This window comes from Paracoccus albicereus, assembly GCF_024359525.1.
Classification (GTDB): domain Bacteria; phylum Pseudomonadota; class Alphaproteobacteria; order Rhodobacterales; family Rhodobacteraceae; genus Paracoccus; species Paracoccus albicereus.
The window spans coordinates 344,996-361,856 of sequence record NZ_JAKZEU010000003.1; the positions used below are offsets into that span (position 1 = coordinate 344,996).

General features: G+C 63.5%; 16 protein-coding genes. 10 read left to right on the plus strand and 6 right to left on the minus strand.

Annotated features, from left to right (window positions below; genetic code table 11):
* Positions 1-8: 8 nt before the first annotated feature.
* Together MLD63_RS10540 and MLD63_RS10545 are read left to right on the plus strand one after the other, a co-directional pair.
* Positions 9-977 (plus strand): ABC transporter ATP-binding protein, encoded by a 969-nt coding sequence (locus MLD63_RS10540; protein WP_255329859.1) that lies wholly within the window; start codon positions 9-11, stop codon positions 975-977.
* Positions 974-1,735, plus strand: coding sequence for an ABC transporter permease (locus tag MLD63_RS10545; RefSeq protein WP_255329860.1), 762 nt, complete (start codon positions 974-976; stop codon positions 1,733-1,735). The genes MLD63_RS10540 and MLD63_RS10545 overlap by 4 nt, the downstream gene beginning before the upstream one ends.
* A 13-nt stretch (positions 1,736-1,748) precedes the next feature.
* Here the strand turns inward: MLD63_RS10545 and MLD63_RS10550 are convergent, their stop codons facing one another.
* Positions 1,749-2,207: a hypothetical protein gene (locus MLD63_RS10550; protein WP_255329861.1), complete on the minus strand. Its 459-nt coding sequence runs from the start codon at positions 2,205-2,207 to the stop codon at positions 1,749-1,751.
* A 170-nt stretch (positions 2,208-2,377) separates the two neighbouring features.
* Here MLD63_RS10550 and rimO point away from each other — a divergent pair, with 170 nt between their 5' ends.
* The 5 genes from rimO to MLD63_RS10575 all read left to right on the plus strand — a co-directional run bounded on the left by rimO (position 2,378) and on the right by MLD63_RS10575 (position 7,806).
* Positions 2,378-3,742 carry a 30S ribosomal protein S12 methylthiotransferase RimO gene (gene rimO, locus MLD63_RS10555; protein ID WP_255329862.1) on the plus strand — a complete coding sequence of 455 codons (1,365 nt, stop codon included), beginning with the start codon at positions 2,378-2,380 and terminating at the stop codon, positions 3,740-3,742.
* Positions 3,727-4,599: a sulfotransferase family protein gene (locus tag MLD63_RS10560; protein ID WP_255329863.1), complete on the plus strand. Its 873-nt coding sequence runs from the start codon at positions 3,727-3,729 to the stop codon at positions 4,597-4,599. Before rimO ends, MLD63_RS10560 begins: the two co-directional genes overlap by 16 nt.
* Before the next feature lie 138 nt (positions 4,600-4,737).
* Positions 4,738-5,187 carry a hypothetical protein gene (locus MLD63_RS10565; protein WP_255329864.1) on the plus strand — a complete coding sequence of 150 codons (450 nt, stop codon included), beginning with the start codon at positions 4,738-4,740 and terminating at the stop codon, positions 5,185-5,187.
* A 110-nt stretch (positions 5,188-5,297) separates the two neighbouring features.
* Positions 5,298-6,953 carry an energy-dependent translational throttle protein EttA gene (gene ettA, locus MLD63_RS10570; protein ID WP_255329865.1) on the plus strand — a complete coding sequence of 552 codons (1,656 nt, stop codon included), beginning with the start codon at positions 5,298-5,300 and terminating at the stop codon, positions 6,951-6,953.
* 4 nt (positions 6,954-6,957) lie between these two features.
* Entirely contained in the window at positions 6,958-7,806 is an 849-nt protein-coding gene (locus MLD63_RS10575) for a glycosyltransferase family 2 protein (RefSeq protein WP_255329866.1), read from the plus strand.
* Positions 7,807-7,929: 123 nt separating this feature from the next.
* On the opposite strand, the gene MLD63_RS10580 is transcribed toward MLD63_RS10575, so the two are convergent.
* The 3 genes from MLD63_RS10580 to MLD63_RS10590 all read right to left on the minus strand — a co-directional run bounded on the left by MLD63_RS10580 (position 7,930) and on the right by MLD63_RS10590 (position 10,106).
* The gene (locus tag MLD63_RS10580; RefSeq protein WP_255329867.1) at positions 7,930-8,523 is read right to left on the minus strand and encodes an outer membrane protein; all 594 of its coding nucleotides are present in this window, start codon (positions 8,521-8,523) and stop codon (positions 7,930-7,932) included.
* 202 nt (positions 8,524-8,725) lie between these two features.
* On the minus strand, positions 8,726-9,379 hold the full coding sequence (locus tag MLD63_RS10585) for a VPLPA-CTERM sorting domain-containing protein (protein ID WP_255329868.1): 654 nt from the start codon (positions 9,377-9,379) through the stop codon (positions 8,726-8,728).
* 442 nt (positions 9,380-9,821) lie between these two features.
* Entirely contained in the window at positions 9,822-10,106 is a 285-nt protein-coding gene (locus tag MLD63_RS10590) for an HNH endonuclease (RefSeq protein ID WP_255329869.1), read from the minus strand.
* Between the two features lie 84 nt (positions 10,107-10,190).
* Between MLD63_RS10590 and MLD63_RS10595 the strand changes: the two genes are divergently transcribed.
* The 3 genes from MLD63_RS10595 to MLD63_RS10605 all read left to right on the plus strand — a co-directional run bounded on the left by MLD63_RS10595 (position 10,191) and on the right by MLD63_RS10605 (position 13,558).
* On the plus strand, positions 10,191-11,417 hold the full coding sequence (locus MLD63_RS10595) for a DUF2254 domain-containing protein (protein WP_255329870.1): 1,227 nt from the start codon (positions 10,191-10,193) through the stop codon (positions 11,415-11,417).
* A gap of 87 nt (positions 11,418-11,504) precedes the next feature.
* On the plus strand, positions 11,505-12,143 hold the full coding sequence (locus MLD63_RS10600; RefSeq protein WP_255329871.1) for a DsbA family protein: 639 nt from the start codon (positions 11,505-11,507) through the stop codon (positions 12,141-12,143).
* A 56-nt stretch (positions 12,144-12,199) separates the two neighbouring features.
* On the plus strand, positions 12,200-13,558 hold the full coding sequence (locus MLD63_RS10605) for a glycosyltransferase family 61 protein (protein WP_255329872.1): 1,359 nt from the start codon (positions 12,200-12,202) through the stop codon (positions 13,556-13,558).
* On the opposite strand, the gene MLD63_RS10610 is transcribed toward MLD63_RS10605, so the two are convergent.
* Together MLD63_RS10610 and MLD63_RS10615 are read right to left on the minus strand one after the other, a co-directional pair.
* Positions 13,555-14,688 carry a glycosyltransferase 61 family protein gene (locus MLD63_RS10610; protein ID WP_255329873.1) on the minus strand — a complete coding sequence of 378 codons (1,134 nt, stop codon included), beginning with the start codon at positions 14,686-14,688 and terminating at the stop codon, positions 13,555-13,557. The two genes, MLD63_RS10605 and MLD63_RS10610, sit on opposite strands and share 4 nt — an antisense overlap.
* A gap of 67 nt (positions 14,689-14,755) precedes the next feature.
* Positions 14,756-16,639: an acyl-CoA synthetase gene (locus MLD63_RS10615; RefSeq protein WP_255329874.1), complete on the minus strand. Its 1,884-nt coding sequence runs from the start codon at positions 16,637-16,639 to the stop codon at positions 14,756-14,758.
* Positions 16,640-16,861 lie beyond the last annotated feature (222 nt).

The following is a 16,861-nucleotide window of genomic DNA, read 5'->3' on the forward strand; positions in this document are numbered from 1 at the left end:
AGCCAGCCATGACCGCGATCATCGACGTCGATCACCTGTCCAAGACCTATGACAGCGGCACCAAGGCGCTGGACGATGTCAGCCTGACCATCGAGGAAGGCGAGATCATCGCGCTTCTCGGCCCCAACGGGGCCGGCAAGACGACGCTGATCTCGACCATCTGCGGACTGGTCGTCCCGACCGGCGGCACCGTCCGGGTGGGCGGTCACGACATCCGCACCGACTGGCGCGCGGCGCGCAAGATGATCGGCCTCGTCCCGCAGGAAATCGCCATCGAACTGTTCGAGACGGTTATGAACACGGTCCGCTTCACCCGCGGGCTGTATGGCCAGCGGCCGGACGACGCCTATCTGGAACAGGTGCTGCGCAGCCTGACGCTGTGGGACAAGCGCGATTCGCTGATCAAGGAATTGTCGGGCGGGATGAAGCGCCGGGTCCTGATCGCCAAGGCGCTGGCCCACCGGCCGCGCGTGCTGTTCCTTGACGAGCCGACGGCGGGCGTGGACGTCGCCCTGCGCCGCGAGATGTGGCAGGTGGTCCGCCGCCTGCGGCAGGAAGGCGTGACCATCATCCTGACCACGCATTACCTGGAAGAGGCCGAAGAGATGGCCGACCGCATCGGCGTCATCAACCACGGCCAGTTGCTTCTGGTGAAGCCCAAGGCCGAGCTGATGGGCGAATTCGGCAAGAAGCGCCTGACGATCGAACTTTACGAACCGCTGGACGCGATCCCACCCGAGATCACCGCAGACCGTGCGCTGGACCTGTCCGAAGACGGCCGCAGCCTCGGTTACGATTACGACACCCGGGCCGAGCGCACCGGCATCGCCCGCCTGCTGGCCGACCTGTCGGGCGCGGGCATCAAGGTGCGTGACGTCTCGACCAAGCAATCCACGCTGGAAGAGGTGTTCCTCGACCTGGTGGACGAAGACGAACACGCCCAAGAGGCGTCCGAGCCGATGGAGAAAACGGCATGAACTGGCCCGCCGTCCAGGCGATCTTCATGCATGAGATGATGCGCTTCTTCCGCACGCTCACGCAGTCGATCGCATCCCCCGTGATCTCGACCACGCTCTATTTCGTGGTCTTCGGCGCCGCGATCGGCGGCCGCATCCAATCGGTCGAAGGCATTTCCTACGGCGCGTTCATCGTGCCCGGTCTGATGATGCTGACCGTGCTGCAGCAGTCCGTGGCCAATGCCAGCTTCGGCATCTACTTTCCGAAATTCGCCGGCACGATCTACGAGATCCTCGTCTCGCCCACCGCCTGGCTCGAGGTCGCGTTGGGCTATGTCGGCGCCGCCGCGCTGAAGGCGATCCTAGTCGCACTGCTGATCCTGGCCACCAGCTTCTTCTTCGTGGACATGACCATCGCGCATCCGGTCTGGATGATCGCCTTCCTGGTGATGACTGCCGTCGCCTTCTCGCTTCTGGGCTTCATCATCGGGCTCTGGGCCAAGAACTTCGAGCAGCTGCAGATCATCCCGATGATGGTCATCACGCCGCTCGTCTTTCTGGGCGGCGCCTTTTACTCGGCCTCCATGCTCCCGCCGTTCTGGGAACAGGTGGCGAAGCTGAACCCCGTCCTCTATCTCGTCTCTGGCTTCCGCTGGGCGTTCTTCGATGTGGCCGATGTGCCGATCGGCGTCTCGCTGGTCGCGGTCGCGATCATGATCGGCGTGCTGATGGCCGCGATCCGCTGGATCTTCCTGACCGGATGGCGGCTGCGGGAATAATCGGGGCGAACGTTCAGCGCCGGATCTCGCTGCACAGCTTCGTCTGCGGGTCGAGGCGCACATATTCCTGCGCGCTCATCTTGTGCATTTTCAGGCTGCGGTTCCAGCCGCCGAACCAGCGGTCTCGGATGCCGTTGCGGTAATACTGTCCCATCATCTGATCCACCATCGGCGGGATGATCGTCGTGTCGGGGATGCGCGGCGCGTGAAAGCCCACGGTCGCGCGACTGCCGAGACAGGCGTTGGGCAGGGTAATGTAGATCGTGCAGGCCGACCGGCAATAGCCGCGGATGCGGACTAGGCCCGGATAGCGCTCCAGTTCCGCACGACGCGACATCGCCTGCAGCACGTTGCCGCCGCGATCGTTCAGGATATCGATCGTGTTCGGGGGTGTCTGCGCGCCCACCTGCAGCGGCATCACGGCGGCGGACAGGGCGAAGAGGCAGGTGGCGAGGGTGCGTAAGGGCGTCATGGCATCCATATTTGCTGTGGCGGGGCGCTGGTTGAAAGACACAAAGCGGCGACGCAGTGCGACGGTGCCGCTCACCTTATCGTCAGACAGGCCCAAACGGTTTCACACCCTCGCGACACAATCGCGCTCCGGGCTTTCCAGAACGGCGCAAATCCCCTAATGGCGCGCAGATGCACCAGAACCCGCCCGATCTGCGCCCCGACCTTGCCCGCGCCACCGTCCCCACGATGGCGCGCGATGGCCAGCCGACCATCGGCATGGTCTCGCTGGGGTGTCCCAAGGCGCTGGTCGACAGCGAACGCATCCTGACCCGCCTCAGGGCCGAAGGGTATGCGATCAGCCCCGACTACGCGGGCGCCGATGCGGTGATCGTGAACACCTGCGGCTTTCTTGACAGCGCCAAGGCAGAATCGCTCGACGCGATCGGCGAGGCGCTGGCCGAAAACGGCCGCGTCATCGTCACCGGCTGCCTCGGCGCGGAACCCGACTACATCACCGGCGCGCATCCCAAGGTGCTGGCCGTCACCGGGCCGCATCAGTACGAACAGGTACTGGACGCGGTTCACGGCGCGGTCCCGCCCGCACCCGATCCCTTCATCGATCTTCTGCCCGCCTCCGGCGTCAGCCTGACCCCACGACACTTCAGCTACCTGAAGATTTCCGAAGGCTGCAATCACAAGTGCAAGTTCTGCATCATCCCCGACATGCGCGGCCGTCTGGTCAGCCGTCCGGCCCACGCCGTGGTGCGAGAGGCTGAAAAGCTGGTCGAGGCCGGCGTCAAGGAATTGCTGGTCATCAGCCAGGACACCAGCGCCTACGGGCTGGACCGCAAGCACGAAACTGAACGCGGCCACCGCGCCCATATCGTGGACCTCGCCCGCGATCTCGGCAGCCTCGGCGCATGGGTGCGGCTCCATTACGTCTATCCCTATCCGTTCGTGCGCGACCTGATCCCGCTGATGGCGGACGGTCTGGTGCTGCCCTATCTCGACATCCCCTTCCAGCATGCCCACCCCGACACGCTAAAACGCATGGCCCGCCCCGCAGCAGCGGCGAAGACGCTGGACGAGATCGCGGCGTGGCGCTCGGTCTGCCCCGAGATCACTCTGCGCTCGACCTTCATCGTCGGCTATCCGGGCGAGACAGAGGCCGAGTTCCAGACCCTCCTCGACTGGCTGGACGAGGCTCAACTGGATCGTGTCGGGGCCTTCCAGTACGAAAACGTCGCCGGCGCCCGCGCCAACGCGCTGCCCGACCATGTCGCGCCAGAGGTCAAGCAGGACCGCTACGACCGCTTCATGGAAAAGGCGCAAGCCATCAGCGCCGCGAAGCTTGCGGCCAAGGTCGGACGGCGGATCAAGGTGATCGTGGACAGCGTGGATGCCGAGGGCGCCACCTGCCGCACCAAGGCCGACGCGCCCGAAATCGACGGCAATCTGTTCATCGACGAGGGGTTCGAGAAACTCACTCCCGGCGATATCGTCAGCGTCACCGTGGACGAGGCTGGCGATTACGATCTGTGGGGACGGCTCTGACGGCTTGGGATCCCGACGGCCCACCGCGCAAGCCCGGCGCGCTCTGTATCGGTGCGCAGAAGGCGGGAACCAGCTGGCTCGCACAGATGCTGGGGCAGCATCCTCAGATCTGGGTGCCGCCGTTCAAGGAAGCGCATTACTTCAACCACCGCTTTCTGCCGCAGCAGCGGTACTGGATCGACTGGCACTACCGCACCAAGCCGAAAGAGATCCGCGACCGTCACGCGCGGCGGCAGATCCCGCTGCCTCCAGGCCTCGACGATTACCTGACCCGGATCGCGACCGCGAAGCACATCTATTCCAACCGCTGGTACAAGGACATCTTCGCACCGGCACCCGCCATCGCGACACCGATGGATTTCAGCCCCGAATATTCCTGCCTGCCCGAAGAGGGTGTCGAATTCGTCGCAGACTTCCTCAACCGTGCGCGGATCATCTATCTCATCCGGCACCCGGTCGATCGTGCGATCTCGCAATTGCGCATGAACCTGCGCCGCGAGAAACGCGCACCCACGAGCACCTCCGACTGGCTGCGCGAGGTCGAGAACCCGATCCTGGATGAACGCGGCCGCTATGCCGACTACATCCCCCGCTGGCAGCGCCATTTCGGCGACCGGCTGATGATCCAGCCCTACGGCCGCATCGGCGCTGAACCCGACGCGCTGATCGACGAGATCGAGCGGCATCTGGGCATCGATCCCTATCCCTACCGCAACATGGGCGAACGGGTCTTCCCGACCCCGCCCGGCCTGCAGCCGCCGCCCGAGGCGGTCGCGGCTCTGGCCGATCGTCTGCAGCCTCAGGTCGACTATCTCGCCCAGACGTTCGGTGCCGATTTCCTCGCCCTCACGCGCTGACGCCGGCACCCTCGTTCCACGCTGACAGTAATGTCAGGACCGCCATGCGGAACCGTCGCCCGTGGGGACGGTTCTTTGCACGTGCGCGGTCTGCACGGGATCGCGTCACGAACCGCACCGCAACCGAAGGAGACCCTGATGACCCTCACCCGCCCTCTGATCGCTGCCGCCGCCGCGACCGCCTTTGCCGCGCCCGCCCTGGCGCAGGACACCGCCGCGACGATGAACGCCGCGATGGAGCAGGCCGCCCAGACGCTGCAGCTCAGCGATCCGCAGCTGTCGCAGGGCCGCGGGCCCGACATGCGCGGCACGCTGCCGGGCGGAACGATGGTCGAGCTGGACTTCTACCGCGACGGAACGCTGGAAGAGATCGAGGCAGAGCGCGACGACGCGCTTTTCCCGCTGTCCGAAGTCACCGCGATCCTGCCCGAGGCCATGCTGAACGCCGAGCGTTTCCCGACCGACGCGATGATGGAAAAGGTCGAGATCAGCCGCGACGGGTTCGAGGCCGAGGGCGAGGCCGACGGCCAGTGGTTCGAGGCCGAGTGGAACCCCGACGGCACCCTGCGCGAATGGGAAGGCCGCTGACCCCAAACCCCACCCGCAAGGACTTCCACGCCCGCGCATCCTTTGCGCGGGCGCTTCAATTCCGGGCCGCCACGGCTTAAGTAGCGCGAAACCCAATCGGAGCAAGCGCCATGGCAGCCTATCAATTCGTCTACCACATGGACGGCCTGTCCAAGACCTATCCCGGCGGCAAGAAGGTGTTCGAGAACATCCGCCTGAACTTCCTCCCGGGGGTCAAGATCGGCGTCGTCGGCGTCAACGGCGCGGGTAAGTCGACGCTGCTGCGCGTGATGGCCGGCTGGGACAAGGACTTCTCGGGCGAGGCCTGGGCCGCCAAGGGCGCGACTGTCGGCTATCTGCCGCAGGAACCCGAGCTGGACGAAAGCCTCAACGTGCGCGGCAACGTCATGGAAGGTGTGAAGGCCAAGCAGTCAAAGCTCGACCGCTACAACGAGCTGGCGATGAACTACTCGGACGAGACCGCCGACGAGATGGCGAAGCTGCAGGACGAGATCGACGCCGAAAACCTCTGGGACCTCGACAGCCAGATCGACGTCGCGATGGAGGCTTTGCGCTGCCCGCCCGACGATGCCGACGTGTCCACCCTGTCAGGCGGCGAACGCCGCCGCGTCGCGCTCTGCAAGCTGCTTCTCGAAGCGCCCGACATGCTGCTTCTGGACGAACCGACCAACCACCTCGACGCGGAAACCATCGCCTGGCTGCAGAAGCACCTGATTGACTACAAGGGCACGATCCTCTGCGTCACCCACGACCGCTATTTCCTTGACGACATCACCAGCTGGATCCTCGAATTGGATCGCGGTCGCGGCATCCCGTACGAGGGCAATTATTCCGCCTGGCTGGAACAGAAGGCCAAGCGGCTGGAACAGGAATCGCGCGAGGACAAGTCCAAGCAGAAGACGCTGGAACGCGAACTGGAATGGATCCGCGCCGGCGCCAAGGCGCGGCAGGCCAAGCAGAAGGCCCGGATTAACGCCTATAACGAACTGGCCAGCCAATCCGAACGCGAAAAGCTGTCGCGCGCCCAGATCATCATCCCGAACGGCGAGCGTCTCGGCAACAAGGTGATCGAGGTCGAGGGCCTGAAGAAGGCGATGGGCGATAAGCTTCTGATCGAGGGGCTGGACTTCGCCCTGCCCCCCGGCGGCATCGTCGGCGTGATCGGTCCCAACGGCGCCGGCAAGTCGACGCTGTTCCGGATGCTGACCGGCCAGGACAAGCCCGACGAGGGCGAGATCACCTATGGCGACACTGTCCATCTCAGCTATGTCGACCAGTCCCGCGACGCGCTGGATGCCGGCAAGACCGTGTGGGAGGAGATCTCGGGCGGCGCCGAACAGATCGTGCTGGGCGACGCGCAGATGAACAGCCGCGCCTATTGCTCGGCGTTCAACTTCAAGGGCGGTGACCAGCAGAAGAAGGTCGGCCAGCTGTCGGGCGGCGAACGCAACCGCGTCCACATGGCCAAACTGCTGAAATCCGGCGGCAACGTCCTGCTGCTCGACGAACCGACCAACGACTTGGACGTCGAAACGCTGCAGGCGCTTGAAGCCGCGCTGGAGGATTTCGCCGGCTGCGCGGTCATCATCAGCCACGACCGCTTCTTCCTCGACCGCCTCTGCACGCATATCCTGGCCTTCGAGGGCGACGCCCATGTCGAATGGTTCGAGGGCAATTTCGAGGCGTATGAAGAAGACAAGGTGCGCCGCCTGGGCCCGGACAGCATCGAGCCGACTCGGGTGAAGTACAAGAAGTTTACGAGGTGAGGTATTGCTGAACGTTTTAGCATATTTTCAGCGTATCAATGCCTTTGAGTATGCACCCCCCGTCCGCAAGCCTCTTGTCGTAATCTGCCACTACGATGCGCGGGACGTCGTACCGCTGATCGCGCTCCTGCGTCAGATACGGAGGATACCTGCCGGCATACCCTTCGAAGTCGAAATTGTTGTCAATTCTGTCACCGGAAGAAGGCTGCAACTTCCTAACGATCTGAGCGACGTGGCGGTTACGATGCGCCCAAACTCCGGCTATAATATCGGTGCTTGGGAATCAGTCTGGCGGCAACGCAGCGACTGCGATTTTTTTCTGTTTCTTCAAGATGAATGTGAAATAAAGAGAGAAAATTGGCTAATCCCGTTCATTCATGGGACCCGCTTTGCTGACACATTTCTTGCGTGTGAATGTATCTTCTATATGTCGTCATGGTCTGCGATAGACTGGAAGGAAACTTGCAATCAATATTTTGAAATAGCCGACCTCTACGATCTTGGGATAAAAGCTCCTCCCACCCACGCGCAGATGACCGTGGTCGCGGCGCGTAGAAAAGCTCTGGAGGAGGTGGGCGGCTTCATAAGCGGTGACCATAAAGCACGCGCGAACGCTGGGGAAATTGCAACCACACATAGAGCACTTCAAAAAGGTTTTCGTGTTCGCGAAGTTCAGTGGCTTCCCTATTCCACTATATCGCATCCGCAATGGAACGATTACATTAATCGTAGCCGTTCGTTTGCATGGAGCTTAAAGCGTGTTTTCCGAATCCTACAATGGTGGGCGCGCACTGAATTCTCGCGACGAGCCGCATATCGTCGTCTTAAAGCTACTCGCACAAATATCTCCTAATAATTTGCAGCCTTCGTCCGCCGGCAAAGATCGCCATCACCTATGGCAAAATGCCGATGATAGGACAGATACGAAAAAAGCGGCCCGATTGGGCCGCTTTTTCGTTATTCTATCGTCCCGGTCTTAGAACCGGATCGAGCCGCGGATCTGGACCATGTCCGCCTCGAGGTCGAGGCCGTCGACGTCATCCACGTCGTTGAAGTCGTGGCGGGTGTATTCCGCGCCGACCGTGAAGCGCTCGCTGACCTTGAAGTTCATGCCGAGGCCGTAGACCAGGCCGGTTTCGGACAGATCGGCGCCGTCGTTGTCGGACGAGATGTGCGCCGCACCCAGGCTCGCGTAGGGCAGGAACCGGCCCAGGTCATAGCCCGCGCGGCCGCGCAGGCGGACCAGGTCGCCGTCGCCGCCCTGGTCGAGATCAAGACGGTTGTAGTCCAGCTCGCCACCCAGGACGAAGCGACCGAAATCGCGCTGATAGCCGCCGTGGACACCGTAGGCGTCGAAATCTTCGTCGGCCGAGTCACCGTCCAGCGACAGTTCGACATCGCCCTGACCGTATTGCAGACCGGCATAGAAGCCCGACCAGTCGGACGGCGCCACGGTCGCAACCGGCTCGGCGACGACGGGTTGGGTTTCGACGACGGGCGCGACATAGCCGCCTGCAAAGGCCGTACCGGCCGACAGGGCCGTGGCGAGCGCTGCGATCGTGATTTTCATGAGATATATCCCTTCTTTCGTGTCGCACCGATATGACGGCCGGAATCGCGCTTTGTAAGGTCGCTGTCCTGCACAGACGGATGCCTGAGGCTGTCATGCAACCACGCCATCGTGACCGTTGATGATGTGGCGCGGCCCGCATGCGGCATGGTGCGCCGGTCTCAGGGCCGTCTCTTCCCCAGACTTTGCCGCGGCGACGGTGCTATGCGTCGCCCTTGCGCCGCCGCCAGACGCCCAGCCCCGCCAGTGCGCCGACCAGCAGCATACCGGTCGCCGGCAACGGCACCGGGGCGGCCGTGAAGCTTTCCGCCCGGAAGCTTGCGAATTGACCGACGGCCGTGCCGTTGAAGCTGAAGGCGACCGTGGACAACGGGTTGGTCAGGAACGCCTCGACATCGGCGAAGGTCGTCGGCGCTGGGGATCCCGCAGGTCCGAAGACACTGAAATTGCCCGCGAAGGTGCAGCCGAGCGATGCGCAGTTTCCGCTGGGCAGCGTGACCGCGATGCTCGAAAAGTCGCCGTTGCTGAACCGCGCGCGATTCGGAAAGCCGAACACCGTCGGATCGCTCAGCATCGACGCAAGCCCCCCGATCGAGGCAGAGGCACCGGCAAGGGCCGGATCGAGCGGCATGTCGATACCCACGCCGGTCATCGGGTCGCCATCGCCGTCCAGTGCGGCCGCGTCCAGCGTGAAGCTGATCGTCCCGATCGTGCCCACGCCGGGCAGAACGAAGCCCAGCGACGGCGTATCGACGCTTTCGGTGACGCGGACATCGAACGTGTAGGTTGCGGCCGCGGCCGGCACGGCGGCGGCCATCGCCAAGGCCGCGACGACGGCAAGTCTGCGTAGTGACATCGTGAACCCCCAGAAAATCGTTAACGCTTTCGGGCGACACCCGCCCAATCCCGGCCCCGACACGGGGGCCGGCACAGCGACCCTACCATGAAGCATCTGATTCCCGGCGGAAAATCGCCACGGCCGGCGTCAGCCCCTGCGAACCTTCCCCACCGCAGGATGCCCTAATCACGGTGGGCAGATGGTCCCCACCGGACGCTCCTGCCAAGACCGCCCGCGCCAACGCTTCGCGTGCGCGCCGATCGCAACGCCCGTTAACGAAGTCCGAACCGCACGTCCGCAGGCTGTGTACAGGTTGTGTACAGCCTGTGTACGCCCTGTGTACGGATGTCACAGCACCAAACCCAGCAAATGCTGGGCGAAACGCATCCCGCACCGTTGCGCTGTTGCACGACCACCGCACGTCTGGTGCCCACCCGAAATTTAACCCTTCCTTAACCTCTCAGCGGACCTTCCCGCGCCAGCCAGGCGGCCGCTTCGCAACCCAGTCGAAGAACCGGCGCAGGTCAGGGTGGCCGCGCAAAGCCTCGGGCGTGGCGTAGTGCCGTGCCAGCTCGGTCTCGCTCAGCGTCTTGTGGATCACCCGGTGGCAGATATGGTGGACCAGCACCGTCTCCTCGCCCTTCCCCCCACGCAGCTTCGGCACCAGATGATGGCGGCTCTGCGGCACGCCGGGCGGAATCGGGCGCAGGCAAAGCGGACAGATCGGGTCCTCGCTCACTGCCATGTCCCACCGCTTGCAGGCCGGGCATCGGCTTGTGCCCAGCGCACCCGCATGCCTACACTCGCGCCAGTCACACGCCGAGGATCCATGGCCCCTACCGACAGCAAGTTGCTGTTCCGCCTCAAGGAATTGTCGCGCCGCATGTGGGTGCGGGTCACTGCGTTCAGCCTCGGGGGCATATTCCTCGCGCTCATCGCATCGTTCATCGGCCGCTACGTTCCCTATATTCCCAAGGTCGACCTCGCATCGGGATCGGTCGACAGCATCCTGAACATCATCGCGTCGTCGATGCTCGCCGTCACCACCTTCTCGGTGTCGATTATGGTGCAGGCCTATGGATCGGCGACCAGCAACGCCACCCCTCGGGCGACACGACTTCTCGCCGACGACAGCTCTGCGCAGAACGCGGTCGCGGTCTTCATCGGCTCGTTCCTGTTCAGCATCGTCGGCATCATCGGCATCGCTGCCGGTCTCTATCAGGATCAGGCCCGCGTGGTCCTGTTCTTCGCCACGCTGGGCGTCATCGCGACCATCGCGATCACGCTGCTCAACTGGTTCAATCATCTCAACGATTTCGGCCGAGTCCGCGACATCGTCGTCCGCATCGAGGCCGAAGCGATGGGCGCTGCCGAAAAGATGCGCCTGAACCCGATCATGGGCGCGAACCCCCTGCCATCGCCCCTTGGCGATATTGCGCCCATCCTCGGCGCCGAGACCAGCGGCTATGTGCGCTATCTCGACATCGACGGACTGGCCGAGGCCGCTGACGAGGCCGGCCTGCGCGTCGAGATCCGCAGGATGCCCGGGAAATACGTTCACGAGGGCGAGGCCTTGCTGCGCCTGTCGGCGACCCCGGACGACAAGACGGCGCGAGCCCTGCGCAAAGCCTTCGTCATCGGAACCACCCGCAGCTTCGAGCAGGATCTGGGTTATGGTCTGATCGTCCTGTCCGAAGTGGCGAGCCGCGCCCTTTCCCCCGCCGTGAACGACCCCGGCACGGCGATCGAAGTCCTGCGCGCCGGCACGCGCGTGCTGCAAAGGTTGCATATTCCCCACACGGGTGAAGAACAGGAAGCGGCGGTCAAACCCCATATTCACGCCCCCCCCTTCGAGATGGAGGCGCTGTACCAGACGTTCTTCTGGCCCATCGCCCGCGACGGCAAGGGTCTGGTCGAGGTGCAGGAGACGCTCATCGATTGCCTGTCGGCTCTGGAGGGGATGGGCGGCGGGGCAGCCGCGCGGCAGATGATCCTTCGCGCGCGGGAAAGGTCGTACGATGCCCTGTCGGAATGGGAACGCGAACGGCTCGGCTAGACCTGCCCCACCCGATCGTGACTGTCCATCCGACGCATTCCGCAATACGCATATGGCTTCGGTGACATCGCTAGAAGAGGAAAGCCCATGCACAGCCGCCGCGAGATCCTGATCGGCGCGAGCCTTGCCTGCGCCGCGACCACGCTGTCGGCCCGCGCGCAGAGCGCCGATCGCCCGAACCCGATGCCCGAGGAGCTGCGCAAAGACCTGGAACGCGATCCGACCGCCCCGGTGTTGGGCAATCCGGAGGGCGACATCACGCTGACTGAATTCTTTGACTACAATTGCCCCTTCTGCCGCGAGATGGTGCCGGTGGTTCAGCAATTGATCGCGACGGACCCCGAGCTGCGCGTGGTCTATCGCGAATGGCCCGTCTTCGGCGAAGGATCGGACTTCGCTGCCCGCGCCTCGCTCGCTTCGCTTGATCAGGGCAAATACTGGGCCTTTCATGTCGCGTTGATGCAGATGGATGGCCGCGCTGAAGAGCCGACGGTTCTCCGCGTCGCAGAGAAGGTCGGTCTGGACCTGGACAAGCTGCAGCAGGACATGGAGTCGCAGCGCGTGATCGATCATGTCGGACGCTCGATGTCGCTCGGCGACCACATGCAGCTGATGGGCACGCCGACCTTCATCTGCGGCGACGAGGCGGTGTTCGGCAAACAGAGCCTGTCTGACCTGAAAGCTCTGGTCGCTCGCGGTCGCGCGACGATGGGTGTGTCCGGCTAGGCTTTTCGCCGAAAGGTTGCGGCGCTAGACTGGGTCATCGCGAACTGCGAGGGACTGTGGCACAGCGCCGGACCAAATCAGATCGCTGGGCCGTTCCGCCGGCCGAGTATTTCTTCCTGCCCGGTCACGATCCGGGTCTGACGCTGCTCGGTGACCTCGACCCGATCCTTACTCGCGCGGCGGGGGCGCGGGTCAGGCAATACGCCTGCAGCGCCTATCCCGCGATCCAGCGGATCCTCGAACGCAATCTCGAGACGCGCTGGACCGACATCACGCCCGCGATCTTCGAGATCGGAACGGTCCCTGCCTTGGCCGAGGATGTCGTCTTCCGCGCAGGAACGGCAGAGATTGGCGGCAAGTGTCTTTTGAACGGGGCTTCAGGCGACCGGGCCTATGCCCGCTACCTCAAGCATAATCCCGGAATGCCCCCGTTTCGCCGTGCGAACCGGCTGTTCGCCGCAGCGCGTGAAGCGACGCGGCTCGATCTGCCCGTCGCCGCATCCACCACTGCATCCGGCCTCGAATTCGCAATCGAGTGTCGCAACCTGACCAACTACTACCACTTCATGACCGAGGCACTTCCGATGATGGTCCATGCCATGCGGCTGGATGTCGGTCGGGTCCGGTTCCACTGCCGCAACGACGACAAGTCCGGCTTCTCGCGCCGTTTCATTCAGACGCTGTTTCCCAAGCTTGCGGACAAGGTGCGGTTCAATGCCTCGAAGCGCCGCTACGATCGCGTCGCGCTGGCCTTCAACGCGCGCCACCTGCTGTATGCGTCGGGTGATCCCCGCATCGTCCAACCACTGGCAGAGACGGGCGCGGACGAAGCATGGCGAAACCTGGGCGGGCACATCCGCAGACGGAAGTTCGTGCTGAAAAACAGCTACGACGTGTCGCTGCGGCTGCTGAGAGAACGTGCCGTCTCGCTGCTGGACAAGACCGCCGTCGCGAAGGCGCCGCGCCGCATCTGGGTACGCCGCGACACGGACAACCAGAACGTCAACCAGCGCGACGTCATTGGTGAGGAAAAGCTTGGCCGCATGCTGGCCAGTCATGGATTCGAAACGGTCTTTTTCGAACGCCTGTCACCGCTAGAGCAGATCGCGCTGATCCAGGGCGCTGACGTCATCGTCGCGGCCCACGGCGCGTTCTTCGCCAACATGATGTTCGGGCGACCGGAAACCCACTTCATCGAGATCGGCTCGCTGCAGACCCAGATGCACCGGTGGGGCGACTTCCTTGGCAATGCGCACGCATCCGGCTGTCGGTATTCAGTCGTCTTCGCTGATACCGCCAGTGACGATCCACGCAAGGTTGCCGACATCAACGATGGCCTGATCGGCGTCAGAGTCGAAGACCGCGCGGTCAAGCTGATCGAGGATATCATCCTCGACCGTGCCGTAACCGTCTAGGACGCGAAGCTGCTGGCGAAGCCATCCTCTGGCTGCAGCGGCTTGAAACCCATGTCGTGCATCGCCTCGATCCGGTGCAGATCCTCATTGCGCTGCTCGGCGGTCAGATCGGTCCACGGCTCTTCGCCCTTGATCATGCCGGCAGCCGTCAGCTGGCGATACATGTCGGCGTAACTGACTTCGCCGAAGGACGAGCGGCTTGGCCGCCCGGTATTGTTCGGCATCCAGTCGTTCACCAGCGCATTGATGATATGACACTGGATGCCGTGAAACGCTTCGAGCTGGGTCACGAACTGCTCGCCCATCGTCATGCTGCGACGCGTCAGGATGCCGACGGATTGACCCGAGTTTCCGACATAGCCCAGCAGATGCAGGGGCGAGCAATCGACCGCGATGATCTGCCGCGCCTTCTTGTATTGCGCCAGCTGGTCGCGCTTGGTTTCCAGCTGCGGGTGAAAGATTCGATAGCCTTCAGCCGCCAGATACTCCTCCAGCTTCCATTCGCCCAGCAATCCGCCACGATCACGCGGCAGTTTAGAGCGTGAGATGTAGACCTTCTCGGCACCCTCGGCCTCGATCGACCGACCCGCGTGCTTGCGAATATAGTCGCGATACTTGCGACTGCCGGCCATCAGGTCGCCCAGTCCAAAACCCTGCTTCGGAACGTAAAGACGCTCGACCCGCAGGGGCTGCTTTGCAGAGACGATGGGCAGGTCGATCCCCATCCCTTCGACCAGATCGCGATAGACCTCGAACGGGCGCTGATTGTCGCGCATCTGCATCTTGGGCGTGAAGACCATGCCGTCGGCCTTGCCACGCAGCTCGTCCAGCGCCCACACGCGCGTCATGCTTTCGGTGATGAAATGGCCGAAATGACCATAGCTGATACCGGCAAAGATATGCGTCCCCGGCAGATCGATGATGTCGTCTTCAGACGGCATCTTTGGGGGTGAGTTGACCGGCTCGGTGGTCGAGGACCAACTGATCGAATTCGCGACCATCTCGCCGTCAGCCGTCAGGACGCCCGACGGTTGCCACTTGCCGCGTCCATTGGGGCCCGGCGGCACGACGATCGCGTTCTGAAGCAGGACCAGATCATCGCTTTCGTCGTCGATGTTCAGCGTGGCCAAAGGCAGGCTCCCGACCGTGACAGGCTATATGACCTTTATGTCAGCCGTGACTGCGAAGGCCAAGGCCTCAGGCCCATTCCCAGGCGCACGCAAACTCGCCCAGCTTGCCGCGGACCGCGTTCTCGTCGGTGTGGTCGTCTTTACCGATCCGTGCGACCAGCCCGCGCTTCTTGTCCTCGACCACCTCAATCACGCGGGCGCCGGTTCCATCCAGCGCTGCATCGAACACACGGACGATGGCGCGTTTGCGCAGGTCGGGCTTGAAGATTTTGCCGACGGCCGTCTTCGGCAGCTCGTCCAGGATCTCGACATGCTTGGGGATCGCCGCGCGCTCGTGGATCGTCGTGCGCGCATGATCCGCAAGCTCCTCGACCGAGACCTCGGCACCGCTCACCAGTTCGACATAGGCGCAAGGCAACTCGCCTGCGAACGCGTCGGGCTGGCCGATGGCACCGACGAAGGCCACGGCAGGATGGGACAACAGACCATCCTCGATCACCGCAGGGTCGATGTTGTGGCCGCCGCGAATGATCAGGTCCTTGGCGCGCCCGGTGATCCACAGATAGCCGTCTTCGTCGATCCGCCCCAGATCGCCGGTCCGAAGATAGTCACCGTCGGCAAACAGGTCGCGGTTCTTCGCATCCTCGGTATAGGTTCTGCCCGGCCATACCCCGGGGTTCGAGACGCAGATTTCGCCCACCTCGTCGATGGCGCAGTCTTTGCCCGCGCCCTCGGCGTCCAGCGCAAGGATGCGAACCTTCGTGTAGGGCAAGGGCACCCCGACCGATCCGACCTTCTTCAGCCCGTCCACCGGATTGCACGACACAAGGCAGGTCGCCTCGGTCAGGCCGTACCCCTCGGCGATCTCGACGCCGGTCGCCTGCTTGAAGCGGTTATACAGCTCGATCGGCATCGCGGCCGAGCCCGAGATCGCGGTTCTCAAGGACGAGACATCGGCATCGACGGGGCGCTGCATCAGCGCCGAGATCGCCGTCGGCACGGTGATCAGGAACGTGACCTGCCAGCGCTCGACCAGTTTCCAGAAATTGTCGAATACGCCTTCGCCGCGATACCCGGCGGGCGTCGGCAGGATCATATGCGCGCCCGAACCGATACAGGACATCAGGATCGGATACGCGGCGAAGACGTGGAACAACGGCAGCGGACACATCAGCACATCGTTCTCGTCGAAAAGGATCGTGGCGCCCAGCCAGCCGTTATAGATCATCCCCGAATAGCGATGCTGCGCTACCTTGGGCGTTCCGGTCGTCCCACCGGTGTGGAAATAGGCGGCGACGCGATCCTGTTCGGGATCGTCGAACATCAGGCGATTGTGCTTCTGCGCGCTGGCTGCGGCCTCAAAATCCAGGACCTTGGCCTTGTGCGCGAACTTCACGCGCGGCCGGATCAGCGGAACGATCAGACGCTTCACACCGCGAAGATAGCGGTTCAGGTCGACTTCCAGCACATGGGTCACATCGGGCGCCTGCGCGACCGCTGCGGCAGCCTTCTGTGCCACGTCGGTCTTGGGGAACGCCTTCAGCGTGACCAGCACCTTGGCCTTCGTCTCGCGCAGGATCCCCGCGATCTGCTCGGCGTCCAGAAGCGGATTGATCGGGTTCACGATCCCCGCGACGGCCCCGCCCAGCAGAACCGCGGGCGTCTCGATCGAGTTCGGCAGCAGGTAGGCCACGGTATCGTCGGGACCGACCCCAAGGCTGCGAAACAGGTTGGCGGTCTCGGTCACACGCTCGAACAGATCGGACCAGGTCAGCGTGACTGCGGGATCGGATGGACCGGCCTGAAGCTGAAAGCTGATCGCGGGCCGGTCACCGTGACGCTCCGCCGTCTGGGCCAGAAAGCGATAGATCGTCACGGGCAGGCCGCGATCCTCATAGGCGCACTCGGCCTCGACGCGGTTGCGATCCTCCATGCCAGCGAATTTGGCCATTGCCGGTCTCCTCCCCTGTCGGCGCTGATTGGGAGGCAGCATGGTCCGAAAGTCGCGGGTCAAGCAAGGGTCGCAGGCGCCCTATCGAACCGGCAACGCTGCGTCAGAGCGTCAGCTGCCGCACATCGCAACGTCACGTCGCGGACCGCGCCAGCGGCGGCGCTTTGCCAGTCGCACTGTCGGTCGGCGATCTTCCGCGCAACCATCAGTTGAGCAGGTTTT